The organism is Furfurilactobacillus sp. W61-4 (assembly GCF_057545565.1).
In genome coordinates this window covers 158,344-174,408 of sequence record NZ_BAAJNZ010000004.1, presented here as the reverse complement: position 1 = coordinate 174,408, position 16,065 = coordinate 158,344, and the positions used below count along the sequence as shown (strand labels likewise).

At 44.5% G+C, this 16,065-nt stretch carries 17 protein-coding genes and 1 other RNA gene; 15 read left to right on the top strand and 3 right to left on the bottom strand.

Annotated features, from left to right (window positions below; all coding sequences use genetic code 11):
• Nucleotides 1–67 precede the first annotated feature (67 nt).
• Nucleotides 68–775 (top strand): glucosamine-6-phosphate deaminase, encoded by a 708-nt coding sequence (locus AC27FN_RS06555; protein ID WP_487167210.1) that lies wholly within the window; start codon nt 68–70, stop codon nt 773–775.
• Between the two features lie 310 nt (nt 776–1,085).
• Here AC27FN_RS06555 and AC27FN_RS06550 read toward each other — a convergent pair whose 3' ends face one another.
• A complete protein-coding gene (locus AC27FN_RS06550) occupies nt 1,086–1,421 on the bottom strand; it encodes a hypothetical protein (RefSeq protein WP_487167209.1) in 336 nt (111 codons plus the stop codon).
• Between the two features lie 856 nt (nt 1,422–2,277).
• On the opposite strand from AC27FN_RS06550, the gene AC27FN_RS06545 reads away from it, so the two are divergent.
• From AC27FN_RS06545 to AC27FN_RS06525, 5 genes are all read left to right on the top strand, one after another.
• Nucleotides 2,278–2,991, top strand: coding sequence for a nuclear transport factor 2 family protein (locus AC27FN_RS06545; protein WP_487167208.1), 714 nt, complete (start codon nt 2,278–2,280; stop codon nt 2,989–2,991).
• 84 nt (nt 2,992–3,075) lie between these two features.
• Nucleotides 3,076–3,252, top strand: coding sequence for a hypothetical protein (locus AC27FN_RS06540; protein WP_487167207.1), 177 nt, complete (start codon nt 3,076–3,078; stop codon nt 3,250–3,252).
• A 116-nt stretch (nt 3,253–3,368) separates the two neighbouring features.
• Nucleotides 3,369–3,806 (top strand): MarR family winged helix-turn-helix transcriptional regulator, encoded by a 438-nt coding sequence (locus AC27FN_RS06535; protein ID WP_487167206.1) that lies wholly within the window; start codon nt 3,369–3,371, stop codon nt 3,804–3,806.
• A 21-nt stretch (nt 3,807–3,827) separates the two neighbouring features.
• Complete coding sequence (locus AC27FN_RS06530; RefSeq protein ID WP_487167205.1) at nt 3,828–4,085, top strand: hypothetical protein; 258 nt, start codon at nt 3,828–3,830, stop codon at nt 4,083–4,085.
• 399 nt (nt 4,086–4,484) lie between these two features.
• Nucleotides 4,485–5,921, top strand: a complete 1,437-nt coding sequence (locus AC27FN_RS06525; RefSeq protein ID WP_487167204.1) for an Nramp family divalent metal transporter — start codon at nt 4,485–4,487, stop codon at nt 5,919–5,921.
• Between the two features lie 94 nt (nt 5,922–6,015).
• Here AC27FN_RS06525 and AC27FN_RS06520 read toward each other — a convergent pair whose 3' ends face one another.
• Together AC27FN_RS06520 and ssrA are read right to left on the bottom strand one after the other, a co-directional pair.
• Entirely contained in the window at nt 6,016–6,864 is an 849-nt protein-coding gene (locus AC27FN_RS06520) for a metallophosphoesterase family protein (RefSeq protein WP_487167203.1), read from the bottom strand.
• Nucleotides 6,865–6,948: 84 nt separating this feature from the next.
• Nucleotides 6,949–7,315, bottom strand: a transfer-messenger RNA (tmRNA) gene (gene ssrA, locus AC27FN_RS06515).
• Nucleotides 7,316–7,550: 235 nt separating this feature from the next.
• Here ssrA and AC27FN_RS06510 point away from each other — a divergent pair.
• The 9 genes from AC27FN_RS06510 to AC27FN_RS06470 all read left to right on the top strand — a co-directional run bounded on the left by AC27FN_RS06510 (nt 7,551) and on the right by AC27FN_RS06470 (nt 15,945).
• Complete coding sequence (locus AC27FN_RS06510; protein ID WP_487167202.1) at nt 7,551–8,684, top strand: LysM peptidoglycan-binding domain-containing protein; 1,134 nt, start codon at nt 7,551–7,553, stop codon at nt 8,682–8,684.
• A 171-nt stretch (nt 8,685–8,855) separates the two neighbouring features.
• Nucleotides 8,856–10,292, top strand: a complete 1,437-nt coding sequence (locus tag AC27FN_RS06505; protein WP_487167201.1) for an APC family permease — start codon at nt 8,856–8,858, stop codon at nt 10,290–10,292.
• A 198-nt stretch (nt 10,293–10,490) separates the two neighbouring features.
• A complete protein-coding gene (locus AC27FN_RS06500) occupies nt 10,491–10,763 on the top strand; it encodes a hypothetical protein (RefSeq protein ID WP_487167200.1) in 273 nt (90 codons plus the stop codon).
• 291 nt (nt 10,764–11,054) lie between these two features.
• Entirely contained in the window at nt 11,055–12,080 is a 1,026-nt protein-coding gene (locus AC27FN_RS06495) for an ROK family glucokinase (protein ID WP_487167199.1), read from the top strand.
• Between the two features lie 31 nt (nt 12,081–12,111).
• Entirely contained in the window at nt 12,112–13,005 is an 894-nt protein-coding gene (locus AC27FN_RS06490; RefSeq protein ID WP_487167198.1) for a GRP family sugar transporter, read from the top strand.
• Between the two features lie 278 nt (nt 13,006–13,283).
• Entirely contained in the window at nt 13,284–14,636 is a 1,353-nt protein-coding gene (locus AC27FN_RS06485; RefSeq protein WP_487167197.1) for a glucose-6-phosphate isomerase, read from the top strand.
• Nucleotides 14,637–14,958: 322 nt separating this feature from the next.
• Nucleotides 14,959–15,174 carry a hypothetical protein gene (locus AC27FN_RS06480; protein WP_487167196.1) on the top strand — a complete coding sequence of 72 codons (216 nt, stop codon included), beginning with the start codon at nt 14,959–14,961 and terminating at the stop codon, nt 15,172–15,174.
• Between the two features lie 163 nt (nt 15,175–15,337).
• Nucleotides 15,338–15,571, top strand: coding sequence for a hypothetical protein (locus tag AC27FN_RS06475; RefSeq protein WP_487167195.1), 234 nt, complete (start codon nt 15,338–15,340; stop codon nt 15,569–15,571).
• Nucleotides 15,572–15,594: 23 nt separating this feature from the next.
• Entirely contained in the window at nt 15,595–15,945 is a 351-nt protein-coding gene (locus AC27FN_RS06470) for a helix-turn-helix domain-containing protein (RefSeq protein ID WP_487167194.1), read from the top strand.
• The last annotated feature ends 120 nt before the right edge of the window (nt 15,946–16,065 follow it).

Sequence of the window (16,065 nt, the reverse complement as noted above, 5' to 3'; positions counted from 1 at the left end):
GATCCTTGTAAAAGTTAGGAATCCTGTTATAATTGGACTATACCAATAAATGATAAGGAGATTCAACATGAAAGTAATTGTGGTGAAGGATGCAGTTGAGGGCGGTAAGCAAGGGTTCCAAGTGTTTAAAGATGCACTTGAGAATGGTGCTAAAGTATTTGGCTTGGCAACGGGCAGTACGCCAGTGTCCACATATGATGAAATTACGAGTTCAGACTTAGATTTTAGTCAATTGACCTCAGTTAACCTTGATGAATATGTTGGCTTAGGACCAGATCATCCACAGAGCTACAACTATTTCATGCACGAACATTTCTTTAATAAGAAACCCTTTGCACAGTCGTATTTGCCCGATGGTCTGAACAAAGACGCAGCTGCTGAAACGAAACGTTATGACCAAGTTATCGCTGACAATCCGATTGATTTAGGTATCTTAGGATTAGGTCGCAATGGGCATATCGGGTTTAATGAACCAGGCACGCCGTTTGATTCAACAACGCATGAAGTCAAATTGACGGAATCAACCATTGAGGCTAATGCTCGCTTCTTTGACAATGAAGAAGAAGTGCCGAAGTATGCTTACTCAATGGGCATTGGCTCCATCTTGAAAGACAAACAAATTTTGTTAGAAGCTTATGGCGCAGAAAAAGCTGATGCCGTTAAGGGCATGGTTGAAGGTCCAGTGACAACGGACTTGCCAGCCAGTGCTTTGCAGAACCATGATAATGTTATTGTCATCATTGACGAAGCAGCAGCATCCAAATTAAACAAGTAATAGATGAAAGAGCGCGAGAGGCCAACCTTAGCTGGTCTCTCGCGCTCCATTTGGATTCGAAACAACATCTATGGGCGCCATTTATCACACGGGATTGGACCGAATAATGAGCTTCATATGAAAAAATGATTAAAAAACAAATAGACTTTTTTTATAATTCATGATATTTTAAAACTACCATTTATTACTTCCTCTTCCAAAGCATTCACCCCAATGATGCTTTGGAATGAAATATCATCAATGATATTTCTAACCTAAATGGCCCTTAAAGGGAACCGATGCCCGTCGGTTCCTTTTTTGGTGGCATGAGTTAGCTGACTTGGTTCTCTTTTAGAATTGCATCCACCAGCGCCTGTGCAGCGTCGGTTTTGGTCCATTCTTCCCAGTGATCCATATCCCAGCCTTGCATTAAAAAATGATGGTTAACGTAGTCTTCGTATTTAATAACGTTGGCTGATTCAGGGATGTTTAGTTTGAGAATGCGAACTTCTTTGATGAAATGATGTTCGGCTGCAAACTCTGCTCGGCCATTATGAACCATATTTCCAATTTCCATATATTTGGAACCATCCACGCGGGTGATTTCTTCAATCATATCCAGTGATTCGTGCCCGGGTTCTGCCAGCGGCGTTGGTGTAGTTGCCATTTTGAAACCTCCCATTTTTTACCTACCAATATTATGCCATGAATCGGTAAAGATGCGCGGTTTATTTTAAATCGTTAACGTAAACGGCAGCCGATTGGGGGCAAAACAAAAACCACCATCTCGCGATGGTGGCCGGCATAAGAGAGAAAGAGAATTGATTAGAAGGTAATTACTAAATACCTTACAACAGCAGTGTAGCGAAAAATGTAAGCGCTGTCAATGCTTATTTTATTAAGCTTGGCGTCAACTTTTAGGAGGGGTGTCACTTAGCCTAGTGATCGGCAAAACCTTGAGAGTGTGATTCACGGACGACCAATGCTGAACTTCCCGGGCATTCGGCTGGAACGCCGTGGGCCTGCTGAACCGATGGCAGTTACATCCAGGTTGGGCTACTTTTCGGTTCACTCACTTATCTTTCAAAGTTGTGCATGATTCCCCCGGTGTGGTTAGATTGTTTTCTGCCAATTAACGTTCGATCACTAGATGGAATACACCTTTTTTATTCTTTGAACGCTACCTACCTTAAGCTTGATGCCAATTTTATTGAACTACAGTCGATTGGTTGAAAGTTTGTTTAACTAGTTAATTTTTAAATGAACAGCGCTGGTGTAAGTGCGATCGAAATGTGCGCTTCGCGAGTGTAAACGATTACAAAGTTAAGGTAAACGGTTAAAATAGAGGTGCAGCAAAGGATTTCAAATCAATCAATGTGAGGAGGAAATCTCATGGGATTTCAACCAGAACTAGCTATTATTGCCGTAACCACCATTGTTATTATGATCGGTCTAGGCATTGCCGGTCTGCGAGGCGGTCGCCAGATTCATTCGTAGGCTTTGACTAGATGGGAGGTTAGCTAATGACTAATGAATTAATTGGCCGGCGGTGGCTCATCAAGCAAGCGAACCGGCGGCAGTGGCTTGGACAATTGACTGATGATCGGCATTTAAGTTGGTCGACGCTTGGCGATTCTGATCAAAAACAACATGATGTAGTTGTACAATTGCAAACGATTACCAATGGTATTTATAGTTTAACGTGGGTTGATACCGACCAATGGACGACACTGATGCTTAATTTTAATACAGGGTCGATGAGTCAAGTTAGTGGTGGAACACAGACAGATGCGGAACTCAGGTCCGTCACAGGAACAGTACAATTATTAAATGATAATGGCACGCCGAACCTGAAGCCATTTACCAACCGGCAGATCGTGATTGCCTTTTGGAACGCTTTTTTCAACCGTCATGATATTACGGCGGTTCATCAGTACGTGGCCGTCGATCTGATTCAACACAACCCCAGTATTGCCGATGGCGCCGAAGCGATGTTGCATTATTATCGACCGTTGTTTGGCCCCCAAGGTAGCCTCAAACAGGCTTACCGGACGATTGTCAGCGTGGCGGATAATGATGATTTAGTGTGCTTACATGTGATTAGACGGGATCAACCAGAAGCCACTGAAATGGCCGAAGTTGATGTCTTTCGTGTGCGGGAAGCTAAGCTAGTTGAACACTGGATGGTAAAACAACCATTCCCTAATCATAGTGCCAACGGGCATCCGATGTTTTAGCGATAAGGTGTGAGGACTCAAATGCACCGCCTCGCCGTGGCTATGATATACTGGCTTTACCGTTAACCGAGGAGAAATGTTTATATGGCAGATCAACAAGCATGGGTTTTGAATCAATTGCAACAACTAAAAACACCGGATAATCAAATTGTCATCGATGCTGCAATTGCCTTGATTCAAGATCAGCAAACGGAAATCGAGAGTCTTCGTGGTGCGATGGAAGGGCGTTTGTGGAGTCCAAATCAATGGCGAGAGCCATAAGCAAGATGCACTGCGTTACTTATTTAATTAAGGATGCCTCAAAATGGGCGATTGGCATCGGGGGTGGTCGCACCTCGCGGATGCGGGACTGCGCGACTAGCAGGGAGGGAACAATAATGGCTAATGAAGAATTGTTGGCAGAATCCATTGATGTTTATATTCATTTTTTAAAATATCTTGATGAATTCGTGTCGCGGCCAGCGGCGGAATTTCAAATTTCATTCGAACAGTATCTAATTTTGCATGATGTCTCTCGTCAGCAAGATTTGACTTTAATGACAATTGCTGAAGATCGTAAAGTTACCCGAAGTGCCATTTCTCGGCAAATTAGGTCACTGCTCAACAAGAACTTGATTCTGCAATCACCTGATCCACACGATCGTCGCAAAATGAACTTGAGTTTAACACAGAAAGGTCAAGCCGCTGAGCAACAAATTACGGCGCGCGTGACCAAGCGGTTTAGCACCTGGATTGGTGAGTTTGGTGAGGAACAGGCCAAACAAGTCATCGACTTTATTCGTGAATTTGGCATCAAGTTTGCCAATGCAGACTAAATATTTAGGAGGTCATTGCTGATGGTAACCATTGTGGTCAATGAAGGAACATTGGATTTAGTAGATGGTGCAAGTATCAGTGCTAGTTTCAGTATCACTGATTTGGAAACTGGCGTATTACTTGAGTTAACCCAGGCTAACATTGATGCTGCCCACCTACAGGCGTTGATGAGCCAGAAACGCGCAGAGTTTGCGATCGCACTAACAGATGCGACTAATCAAGATATCGCCCATGTCTGGTGGCGCGATCCAGATCACGAAGTTCGTCAACTGTCCTGACTAATGTGACTTATTTTAGCTAAGACGTCCATCAATTCTATGGACGTCTTTTTATGTTAGAGGGTTAATTTGAAAAAAATTAGCCACCGCTAAATCGATTTTTTGACATAAAAAACAAAAAAATTGTTTGTAAACACTTTCAAGGAGCATGATGTGCTTGTAATTTGTGGGACTTCGGCACATAGTATACATGGCTCAAAAACCTGCCAAAAATATCCAAAGACGGAGTGATTGTCATCTGACAATCCGATGTTACGTCGAATTAACAAAAAGCTAACCAAAGCCGGTAAATTTAATCGTATTGGATTGATCTGTTTTTTGATGACGCGACGCTAGCGACCATCTTTGAAGGATTAGACCTGAGGAATCAGGAATCAAAACGGAAAAGAGGGTATCAGGATGAGCAAAAAGCATGATAAAAAGAGGGATAAAAAACGTGAGTTAGCATTCGATACTGGCGAAACAACCAGTGAAGCGAGCAATCACGATCGGAAGCATTTCGTTAACACAACCGGGGATCACGCCAAGAGTCTAGACGAGGTTAATGGTTCCATTTTGGTCCCACAACACGCTGGTTATTTTAGAACGCTAATGGCGTACACCGGACCCGGAGCGTTAATTGCCGTTGGTTATATGGATCCTGGGAACTGGATCACATCAATCGCCGGTGGTGCGCAATATAAGTACGCCTTAATCAGTGTCATTTTACTATCGAGTTTGATTGCGATGCTGCTGCAAGCAATGTCGGCTCGATTGGGAATTGTGACTGGTAAAGATCTGGCTCAAATGACCCGGGAACGGACTTCCAAAGGAATGGGGATCTTTCTATGGGTGATCACAGAACTGGCAATCATGGCGACAGATGTGGCCGAAATTATTGGGTCAGGGATCGCGCTGGAACTGTTGTTTGGTTTTCCGTTGATTGTCGGGTTGATTATCACCGCCTTTGATGTATTGCTGCTGTTAGTCCTGATGAAAATGGGCTTCCGAAAAATCGAAGCAATTGTTGCCACACTGGTGGCGGTGATCTTATTTGTCTTCCTATATGAAGTCATCTTGGCGCGGCCAGATGTGCCAGAAATTTTTGCTGGATTTGTCCCGCATCCAGGTCAATTACTGACGCACAAGCCAATGCTATATTTGGCACTGGGAATTGTGGGGGCGACGGTAATGCCCCATGACCTGTATCTAGGGTCATCGATTTCACAAACCCGTGCCTTGGATCGTAATGATCGCGACAGCGTTAAGAAAGCGATCCGTTTCACAGTGGCTGATTCAAACATTCAGTTAACAATTGCTTTTGTGGTCAACTGTCTGCTGTTGATTTTAGGGGCCGCCTTGTTCTTTGGAACCCACAGCGAACTAGGACGTTTTGTTGACCTCTACAATGCCTTAAGCAATTCCAAAATCGTTGGTGCGATCGCCAGTCCGCTACTTAGTATGTTATTTGCCATTGCGCTGCTTGCTTCTGGTCAAAGCTCAACGATTACTGGGACTTTAGCCGGGCAGATTATCATGGAGGGATTCATTCACTTACGAATCCCATTATGGGCACAACGGTTGCTAACACGTTTAATGTCAATCACACCGGTTTTAATATTTGCCATTATTTACAAGGGCAATGAAGCTAAGATTGAAAATTTACTAACCTTTTCTCAGGTATTCCTGAGTGTCGCACTGCCATTTGCCATGGTTCCCCTAGTTCTATTCACGAGTAATCGCGAGCTAATGGGCGAGTTTAAAAATCGACCATGGGTAAATTGGACTGCCTGGATTGTCACAGCAATTCTAATCGTGCTTAATCTTTGGCTAATTGTCGGCGTGTTTACCGGCTAATCCACAAAAAAGGAGCTGTCAAAACGACAACTCTTTTTTGTTTTGCTGAATTTAGCCTTGTCAGTTTCGTTCGAGAGACTTTTGTTTAAGCATATTAACCGGGAAGTTGATTCAAAAATTGTTCGGCTAGTTCACGATAATGACGAGCGGCATTAATCTCCGCTAGCAGAGGAAGATCGTGGGTCGATGCAATCCCGGTTTCTAACAATTTTTTATATAACTCAGGATAAGGAAAGTCAGAAGATTGAGCTAAGTTGAGCTCAATTTGTTGGTCATAAGCAACACGCCGAAAGTCGACCTCGTCAATGCCATTTTCATTAATGGTTAAGAGGATGTAGCTGGCAGCTCGATTAGCAAGTAGATGTTGTCGGGTAGACCAGGGTTGACCAACAGAGCCGGGGTTAAGAATTAATTGACCGGAAGATGTATAGCGAAGTAAAGGCATATGAATATGAGCATAAATACCAATGTCAATATTCGGATCGGGAATCAGTTGATCGAAGTTGCTCTGTGGCTGGGTTGGGAATAATAAATGACCACTGTTTCCCTGAGGCAAATTGTGAGAGAGATTGATTTTGAAACCGTTAATTGTTTTGGTGCTCGTCATCGGCAGTGTTTGAATTTGTTCTCGTTGTTGTTTGGATAAACGAGCGTAATCATAACGAACAAGCATGACAAAATAAACGTCGCTCGGATCGTTCAAATCGATTGCCTTTTTTTGAAGCACCAAATTGAAGTCAGTTTCCCAATTGCCCATGAGATATTGACTCGTATTAGCGTAGGCTAACAATTGGTAGCATTGTGCCGTACCAGGTCCACCAAAACCAATGTCGCCCAAGGACCAAATTTCGTCAGCCTGATGCTGACGGGCATCGTCTAATACTGCCGCTAAAGCTGTGGCATTACCGTGACTATCTGAAACAATCGCAATCTTATGCGCCATTTGTTCCTCCAACCGTTGACATGATCGATAAATTGTTAAATAAAAAACACCCCGGTACGACACGTAACGGAGTGTTTGGAAAAATAATGGAGATGGCGGGAATCGAACCCGCGTCCAAGCATATCGCCACTTGAACCTCTACGCTCATAGCCAAACCATTTAAGCTTCGCTAATCAAAACGCCGTTTGGCCAGGCAACCGTGATTAGCTAAGTCTGATTAATCTCTTCTGCTGACTTCAGACGTGAGCTTGCAGCGTAGCCCAAATTTTTGAGACCCGTAACCCGCCACCTGGGCCGTAACGGACGGATCTACGTCAAGCTACAATTAAGCAGCTAAAGCGTAAGAATTGTTATCTTTTGCAGATAAAAATTAGGTAGCGTTTTTACGTGGACGCAACCCACGAAGCGCAGTTCAAGTTCGACCTATACCTGTCGAATCCGGAACATCCCCATGAACAAAGGAAATTTTAACATGAAAGATGGGCATTGTCACGACTAACGATTTCGGCAATGAAGCAGAAACTTAATCACGTTTTTCAAAAAAAAAGATAGATTTTTGCGAATGTAATTGTGTTGTAATGGTAATTCACCACTTGTCAGAGTTAAATTGTATTGTACAGGTTCGACTACCACCAGCCATGGTAGCTATTACTCAGGACGCTAAAAGTAGGAGTGGAACATTCAAAATGAATAAGACTTTAAAAGCGACACTATTAACTTCAACCCTTGCCGTTGGTTTATTAGCAGGTACAACTGCTGTTAATGCCTCGACGGTCACAGCTGTCAAAGGGGATACTGTTTGGGCTTTTGCCCAAAAGCACCACACGTCAGTCGACGCAATCGCTAAAGCATCACATTTAGCGAATCCGGCGTTGATTCAAATTGGACAGACAATTACGATTCCAGACGCCCAAGGCTCAGCAGCACCTCAACCGCAGCCACAATCTGCGGCGCCAGCTAGTCAAGCAGCATCACAAGCTGCTCCTGTCTTGGATGCTAACGGAGATTATGTGGTCGTTACAGGTGATACGTTATCGACTGTCAGTGAAAAGCTCGGTTTATCCATGGAGCAATTGGTGGCAGCAAACGGCTTAGTTAATGCTAACTTCTTGTCTGTCGGTCAAGTGCTACATACGCAAGCTCCTGCTAGTCAGGCACCAGCTGTCAGTCAGGCCTCCGCTGCGCCTTCAGCAACACTGGCAAGTCAGGCGTCAGCTGTTATTTCAAGTGAAGCACCTGCATCACAGAACAGCCAAGCAACTGAATCAGTTGCTGCTCAATCGACACCGGCTGTGACGAGTGCACAAGTACAGTCACCACAGTCAACGACGGTGACACCAGCTTCCGCTGCGCCTTCTGCTGCATCACAGGCAACTCAAACGCAACAACCACAACAAACGCTAGCTAGCCAAGCAGCGCCAGCACCGACAACACCTGCGCCGGCTGCGGCAACACCAGTCGCAACTGATGCTTCATCTGCGGGGATTGCTGGCTTCCGTCAAGGAATCAATGGCTATCCAGCCGGACAATGTACCTCATTTGTTGCCGGTATTCTGCAGGCTGAAGGCATTCCGGCTTGGCAGTTTAGTTATCTAGGTGACGGCGCAAACTGGGGTAATTCTGCTCGTGCCAAGGGTATTGCGGTCAATAATCAAGCCAGTGCTGGTTCAGTGGCCTACTTTGCTTACAACCATGTGGCGTACGTTACCGGTGTTAACGGCAACGGGACAGTTAACATCATTGAAGGAAACTTTAATGGGTTGGCTTATCACGCCCGTACCATCTCTGCTAGTGAAGCGGCTGGCTATATCCACTTCTAGATGGCTGTCAATTTTCATTAAAATCATCGATTATTATATAAAATCCTCTCCAAGTTTGAGAGGATTTTTTTGATGAAGTCGATTGACTAACGCACATTCAACCGATATGGGTGTGTTTCAAAACAGCTTTTCATGATAAAGTTAAACACATTATTAACCGGGAGGCGCGTTGTGCGAAAAAAATCTGCTTTTCATCGGCTCTTTCGAAAGCAAGATCCTAAATTTTATTTTGATCAGGATGCCCGATTAGTGCCGTCGTTGACGACTAAAGATCTGTTAGGGCTGGGTCTAGGTATGGTGGTGGGCACGGCAATCTTCACGTTGCCGGGAATTGTTGCGGCCGATCACGCCGGCCCGGCCGTCGTGTTTTCTTTCCTGCTGGGTGCCATTGGTGCAGGGTTAGCGGCATTAGCATACGCCGAGACTGCTTCGGTACTGCCATTTGCCGGCTCCGCCTACAGTTGGATCACTGTCTTGTTTGGCGAAATTTGGGGCTGGTTTACCGGTTGGGCGCTACTAGCTGAATATTTCATTGCGATTGCGTTTGTTGCGTCTGGATGGTCGGCCTATGTTCAAGGCTTTTTGGGCAGCTTGGACGTTCATTTACCTAAAACACTGACAGCGGGCTTTAACTTACAGCATGGAACCATGATCGACGTGCTGGCTTTGGGGGCAATCTTACTTGTCGGTTGGCTCTTGTCACACGGGATTGATCAGATTTCTCGACTTGAAAATGGTCTGGTCATTTTTAAAGTAGTGGTTGTCGTCATTTTTATTATCGTGGGCGCAACGGCGATCCATACTGCCAACTATGTGCCGTTTATTCCGAAGCATCGACCAGGAACGAGTTTTGGCGGCCTAACCGGTATTGTGGCCGGCACTGCCCAAATCTTTTTAGCCTACGTCGGTTTCGATGCGATAGCGGCCAATACGGCTGAAACAAAGAATCCGCAAAGGACAATGCCACGCGGAATTATTGGCACATTAGTGATTGGCACCGTACTTTTTATGCTTGTCTCGTTAGTTTTAGTGGGCATGTACCGATATACTAGCTATGCTGGTAATGCAGAACCTGCGGCATGGGCGCTGCGGCGTTCTGGACATAACCTAGTGGCCGGGCTCTTGTCATTAGTAGCAATTTTGGGAATGTTTGCGTCATTAATTGGCATTCATCTGGCCAGTTCCCGCTTAGTCTATGCCTTTGGTCGAGATGGGCTGTTACCGAAGTATTTAGGCCATCTTAATCAGAAGCAGTTGCCTAGTCGGGCGTTGACGTTGGTGACGATTGCTGCAGCCGTGCTGGGTTCTATTTTTCCGTTTACCTTTTTAGCGAATCTAGTTTCAGCGGGCACGCTGGTTGCGTTCATGATGGTGTCGTTTGGCATTTATGCATTGCGGCCACGAGAGGGACGAGATTTAATGGCAGCTCAATTTAAAATGCCTGGTTATCCAATTTTACCGGCGATTTCAGCAGGATTTTCTGCGGTCATTTTTCTAGGCCTAAATCAGGCTGCCAAGTTGTTAATGGTGGGTTGGTTTGCAATTGGGTTGCTCATCTATTTAGGCTATGGTTTCAAACATTCCAAACTACAGCACCCAGCAAATTGATCATTGTTCAATTAGGACTCATTGCAACGCTTGAATTTTCACGCTTGGCGCGGGCATTCAGGATTGGTTTATGTTAAACTAAAGCTTCAAAGAGATTTAGCAATTTAACCAGTGGCATAAATTGGCTCACGACGATGTAGGATTGTTTGACAGTTTTTACATCGTCTTTTTTTAAAAAAATTTTGGGTGAGGTGCGGGATGAAAAAAGAAATCGCAGCTGTTCGGTTAACAAACAATCCGAGTCGGATTTCAGGTGTTCGTGAAGTAGTTCGCGTTAAACTGGTCGATGAGAAGGAGTACCAACTACCCGCATTGTTCGATGAAATGGCGGTAAACGACTTCTACTACATTGATCAACATGGTCAGGAACGGATTATTGCGTCAGCAAATGAGCAAGGTCATGTGGCCGTGTGGACTAAGGATGAAGCAAACCACCATCAAGATGAGTTGATGGCATTGCCCGAGTTTTAACCAACGATGAATTTAATGTTGGTCGTCGTAGGTACACTTCTCAGTGTGCTTGCGGCGTTTTTTTGTGAAAAAAGTTTTCATAAACAACTCGCTTAAAATTGGACTATACCAGGATGCTGAATCCTTGGTGGATTTGGAACCTAGTGTGAATGAAAGTTCAATGAAAGTCCAAAAAAGGCTTGTAAAACCGCTTACATTATTAGAGAATATAACGTAAAGTTTTTTACGCCGGAGTCAACGTCTGATGATTGAGGCGTTTGGCTTCACCCGGCTAAGAGGAGGAAAATTAAAATGGCAGCAAAAAAGTTAATCGGAGTAGATTTGGGTGGTACAACGATCAAGTTTGCAATCTTAACCTTAGATGGTGTTGTGCAACAAAAGTGGAGTATACCGACTAATATTTTAGATGAAGGAAGTCACATCATTCCTGATATTATTCAATCAATTAATCACCATTTAGATCTATATCAAATGAACCCGGACGACTTTGTGGGCATTGGCATGGGCACACCGGGGACAGTCGATTTGGATGCAGGGACGGTAACGGCTGCCTATAATCTGAATTGGAAAACGCTTCAGAACGCAAAACGCGACATTGAGGCTGGTACTCATATGGCATTTGCATTGGACAATGACGCAAACGTGGCCGCACTTGGTGAACGGTGGAAAGGTGCTGGAGATAACGAACCCGATGTTGATTTCATTACATTAGGAACTGGTGTCGGTGGCGGTATCATTGCTGGCGGCCGCTTACAGCACGGGGTTAACGGCGCCGGTGGTGAAATTGGTCATGTGACGGTGCAACCTGGTGGTTACCTATGTACTTGTGGAAAACATGGATGCTTGGAGACATATGCTTCCGCTACTGGGGTCGTTCACCTAGCCCATGATTTTGCGGAAGAATATTCTGGCAATTCAACGCTCAAAAAAATGGTGGATAACGGGGACGAAATTACTTCTAAAATTGTGTTCGATCTCGCTAAACAAGGGGACTTTTTGGCAAACGAAGTCACAAATAAGGTGGGCCAATACCTTGGTTTAGCCGTTGCAAACTTGGCTAACGTACTTAATCCCAGTGCCGTAATTATTGGTGGCGGAGTTTCTGCCGCTGGTCAGTTCTTGTTGGATTTGGTGAATAAGACATTCCAACAAGAAGCATTCACGACAGTTCGTCAATCGACCCAATTAAAATTGGCTCAATTAGGCAATGATGCTGGTGTAATCGGTGCTGCTTCTTTGGCGCTACGATTCGCGGATGATACCGACTTGAGTGAATCAGCTCGGGTGGCCAATGTTGCCGCGACGGTTGTCAAATAATGATATGTTGAATTAGTTAAAGGAGTTTCAAATGGGCATTTTAATCGCGTTAGTTCCAGTGATTGCTTGGGGGTCGATAGGACTAGTTTCTGGTAAACTAGGCGGATCGGCAGCACAGCAAACCTTAGGGATGACCATGGGAGCCGTGCTCTTTGGCGTTTTATCACTGTTGATTTTTCAGCCAACCTTAGATGCAAAAGTGTGGATTGCCGGGTTGCTCTCCGGACTGTTATGGGTCGTCGGACAAGCTGGACAATTCACGTCAATGAAAGCGATGGGCGTCTCTAAGGCGATTCCGCTTTCCACTGGATTGCAGTTGGCTGGTAATGCGTTGGCTGGGGTTTTACTTTTTCAAGAATGGGTCACTGGCAAACAGTACACGATGGGTACGATTGCCGTCATTGCGCTGATCATTGGGGCAACACTGACCTCCCGGCGTGATCCGCACAAACCTGGTGATACGAGTCAGGGCCGCAGCGCATCAGCGGGTGCGCGAGCGATGACGATTTCGACCATTGGTTATGTCGCTTACACGATTGTGATCAAAGCGTTTGAAAAATGGGGTGGTGTGGGCAATGCCACGGACTTCACTCATGCCGTTGTTTTTCCTCAATCTATCGGTATGCTGTTAGGCGCTGTTGTCTTTGTTTTAATGATCGGCGCGCGTCGGCAGATGTGGCAAGCGCCAACATGGAAGAATATTATTACCGGACTGTTCTGGGGGACTGGGAATCTGTTCATGTTCTTAGCTACCGTCAAGGTGGGTTTGGCCGTGGCCTTTTCATTGGCCCAAATGGGAATCATAATTTCCACATTTGGTTCGATCTGGTTGCTTGGGGAACGCAAGACGCACTGGGAAATGGTGAATATCATCATTGGCTCAGCTTTAATCATTGGTGGAGGGATCATGATCGGGATTATGTAGCCGGTCAATTAGCTCAAACACACGAAAACGTTATTACTTTATTAAAAATCGTCGCCTAATTGCTGGGGCGATTTTTTGTTTTAGTTTAGTCCGTGATGATCGGCCATTTATTAACCAAATTAAAAATAGACCACTTTTTTTAGTGGCTAAAGGAAGATGACGTAGCGGATGAATATTGGTATATACCAATGTTAGGAACAGGCTTTCATTGCCCATGGGTCAATGTTTTAGTGTATACTGAAACATGAAATCACAATTAAGAAAGAGGTAGGCAAAGCATGGCATATATTTCCTTTGATAGTTCTAATCTGACAAAGTTTGTTCATGAGAATGAACTGGGCGAAATGCAAGCAATGGTAACTGCTGCGGATGAACAGTTGCGGAACGGAACAGGGGCTGGCGCAGATTTCCGTGATTGGTTAGATTTGCCAACGGCTTATGATAAAGAAGAATTTAGCCGGATTAAGGCAGCTGCTAAACAAATTCAAAGTGATTCAGAAGTGCTGGTCGTTATCGGAATTGGTGGCTCATATCTTGGCGCCCGCGCCGCAATTGACTTTTTGAATGAAGCCTTTTATACAGCGTTACCTGCTAGTGAACGCAAGGGAACGTTGGTGCTCTTTGCCGGAAACTCGATTTCTTCTTCATACGTCCACGACTTGATTCATGTCATCGGGGATCGTGACTTTTCCGTTAACGTCATTTCTAAGTCAGGCACCACGACGGAACCTTCAATTGCCTTTCGAATTTTTAAGGAACGTTTGATTGCGAAATATGGCGAAGATGGTGCTAAGAAGCGTATTTATGCGACGACTGACCGTGCCAAAGGGGCGCTAAAGACGGAAGCGGATGCTGCCGGCTATGAAGAATTCGTGGTTCCTGACGGTATCGGTGGGCGGTTCTCTGTCTTAAGTGCCGTTGGTTTATTGCCAATTGCTGCATCTGGTGCTGACATTGATCAGTTGATGAAAGGTGCTGCCGATGCTGCTGCCGAGTACACTGACACTGACTTGACGAAGAATGATGCCTATCAGTATGCTGCATTACGGAATATTTTATATCGCAAGGGTAAAACGACTGAATTATTAGAGAACTACGAACCAACTATGGCTTCTTTTGCGGAATGGTGGAAGCAGTTGATGGGTGAGTCTGAAGGGAAAGACCAAAAGGGGATTTATCCATCTAGTGCAAACTTCTCCACGGATCTACATTCGCTTGGTCAATACATCCAAGAAGGCCGTCGTAACTTAATGGAAACTGTCGTTAAAGTGGACAAACCAAAGTACGACATCGATATTCCAAAGGAGGCCGACGACCTCGATCAACTTGGTTATCTCGAGGGGCAGACGATGGATTACGTCAATACCCAAGCTTTCCGTGCTGTTACCCTAGCGCATACTGATGGTGATGTACCGGTTATGGCTGTTCACATTCCCGACCAGACAGAATACTCGTTAGGTTACTTGATTTACTTCTTTGAAATCGCCGTGGGTATTTCTGGCTACCTGAATGGCATCAACCCATTCAACCAACCAGGGGTGGAAGCTTACAAGGTCAACATGTTCGCCCTTTTGGGTAAGCCTGGCTTTGAAGAACAGACTAAGGAAATCCAGAAACGCGTTCAGGACTAAGGTTCATCACCTTATAATTGGCCCACAACATGTATGCATTAGCGCTTGTTTTCCTCTTGAGTGCTACCATTAATGCTACCATATGGCAGATTATTATCATTTTTCTCGTAAAAGTCGTCCAATTTTTGGGTGGCTTTTTGTTTAGGAGTCAAATTCGTCCGGAAACAACACTGCCAAAAAGTTAAATTTAGCAGTAGTCAAAGATTTAAAATCACCCAAAGTTGACGCTATTTTTTTCTGACGCCGATTTGAGGTCGTGGCTGACAAAGTGGTAAAGTGACAGAGGGATTAGTGACGTGTCGCTAACGGAAAGGATTTACCAATGAACAATAGCGAACAATTTTTGCACGATTTAAAAGCAACGCTGCGTGGTCATGTTGAGAACGATCAAGCAACGTTGAAGGCCGTGACGGTAAGATTAAAGGGGAGCCAAAGTGGTCGTTATGAAATTTCGAAATGGCGGGCTAAGGATGGGCTAAATCATGAGTTTATGTTTGCTTGCCACGATCAACAGGTGACGTATTTATACATGCATTAGGCACTAACAGGTTACAATTTAAGACTAAATTGATGAAAAATGTCAGCGACGAGCTAGGCATTTTTTTTGCGTGTCGACAGTAAGTATTATTTAATCTAATCAAGATAACAATTAATAATAACTTATCAATATAAGTAGTTAAAACGAAAGCGAGGCTAGACAAATGATTACAAATGCGACAACTTTTATTCACGATCTGCACCAAATTTTACGAGGTGCTGCTACTCAAGCAGATACTGATATGACCAAGACGATTAAAACAGTCAGTCATAAATTACGGCATACTCAATCATCTCATTATCTTGTTTCCCGTTGGCGGTCCAACGATGCTTGCGACCATGAATTCACGTTCCAATGTAACGCAGATCAGACCTATACTTATCTTTCTCATAATTAGAAGCAAGAGAGCAGGTGGTTTGAATGACAATTAGTCAGGTCGTAAGTCACGTACGGCAAGCACATCAGTGGGATCGCGCACAACTAGCGATGAAGTTGGATGCTCGGCCTGAAGATATTCGTAATTGGGAAAACGGTGACCAATTGCCGAATTTTTCACAACTGCTACTGTTACGTGATTTGGCACAAGTTTCTTTAGATGAATTAGTTGATGGTGATGAACGTCTGCGACAACAGCTAGTTGTGGAACCAGGTGTTCATCATTTGCGATCCATGAATGGTTGGACCTTTTTAAGTCATTACTGGTGGCTGCTTTTTGCGATTGGTGGTTATTTAAGCTGGCTGATTCCTTATTTTGTTCGCCTATTCCACTAAGCCTTTCAAAATTGGACTTGCCTCAACTAGATGGCGCAAAACTTTGGACACCGCTAAATTGAAAAAACAGCGTTCCTATTTGAGGGGACGCTGTTTTTTAATTGATTGAAGCCATCAATG

Bases quoted from the DNA above. Each gene is read 5' to 3' on its own strand.
- AC27FN_RS06555 (WP_487167210.1), top strand. From the start codon at position 68: ATGAAAGTAATTGTGGTGAAGGATGCAGTTGAGGGCGGTAAGCAAGGG.
- AC27FN_RS06550 (WP_487167209.1), bottom strand. From the start codon at position 1,421: ATGGCAACTACACCAACGCCGCTGGCAGAACCCGGGCACGAATCACTG.
- AC27FN_RS06545 (WP_487167208.1), top strand. From the start codon at position 2,278: ATGACTAATGAATTAATTGGCCGGCGGTGGCTCATCAAGCAAGCGAAC.
- AC27FN_RS06540 (WP_487167207.1), top strand. From the start codon at position 3,076: ATGGCAGATCAACAAGCATGGGTTTTGAATCAATTGCAACAACTAAAA.
- AC27FN_RS06535 (WP_487167206.1), top strand. From the start codon at position 3,369: ATGGCTAATGAAGAATTGTTGGCAGAATCCATTGATGTTTATATTCAT.
- AC27FN_RS06530 (WP_487167205.1), top strand. From the start codon at position 3,828: ATGGTAACCATTGTGGTCAATGAAGGAACATTGGATTTAGTAGATGGT.
- AC27FN_RS06525 (WP_487167204.1), top strand. From the start codon at position 4,485: ATGAGCAAAAAGCATGATAAAAAGAGGGATAAAAAACGTGAGTTAGCA.
- AC27FN_RS06520 (WP_487167203.1), bottom strand. From the start codon at position 6,864: ATGGCGCATAAGATTGCGATTGTTTCAGATAGTCACGGTAATGCCACA.
- AC27FN_RS06510 (WP_487167202.1), top strand. From the start codon at position 7,551: ATGAATAAGACTTTAAAAGCGACACTATTAACTTCAACCCTTGCCGTT.
- AC27FN_RS06500 (WP_487167200.1), top strand. From the start codon at position 10,491: ATGAAAAAAGAAATCGCAGCTGTTCGGTTAACAAACAATCCGAGTCGG.
- AC27FN_RS06495 (WP_487167199.1), top strand. From the start codon at position 11,055: ATGGCAGCAAAAAAGTTAATCGGAGTAGATTTGGGTGGTACAACGATC.
- AC27FN_RS06490 (WP_487167198.1), top strand. From the start codon at position 12,112: ATGGGCATTTTAATCGCGTTAGTTCCAGTGATTGCTTGGGGGTCGATA.
- AC27FN_RS06485 (WP_487167197.1), top strand. From the start codon at position 13,284: ATGGCATATATTTCCTTTGATAGTTCTAATCTGACAAAGTTTGTTCAT.
- AC27FN_RS06480 (WP_487167196.1), top strand. From the start codon at position 14,959: ATGAACAATAGCGAACAATTTTTGCACGATTTAAAAGCAACGCTGCGT.
- AC27FN_RS06475 (WP_487167195.1), top strand. From the start codon at position 15,338: ATGATTACAAATGCGACAACTTTTATTCACGATCTGCACCAAATTTTA.
- AC27FN_RS06470 (WP_487167194.1), top strand. From the start codon at position 15,595: ATGACAATTAGTCAGGTCGTAAGTCACGTACGGCAAGCACATCAGTGG.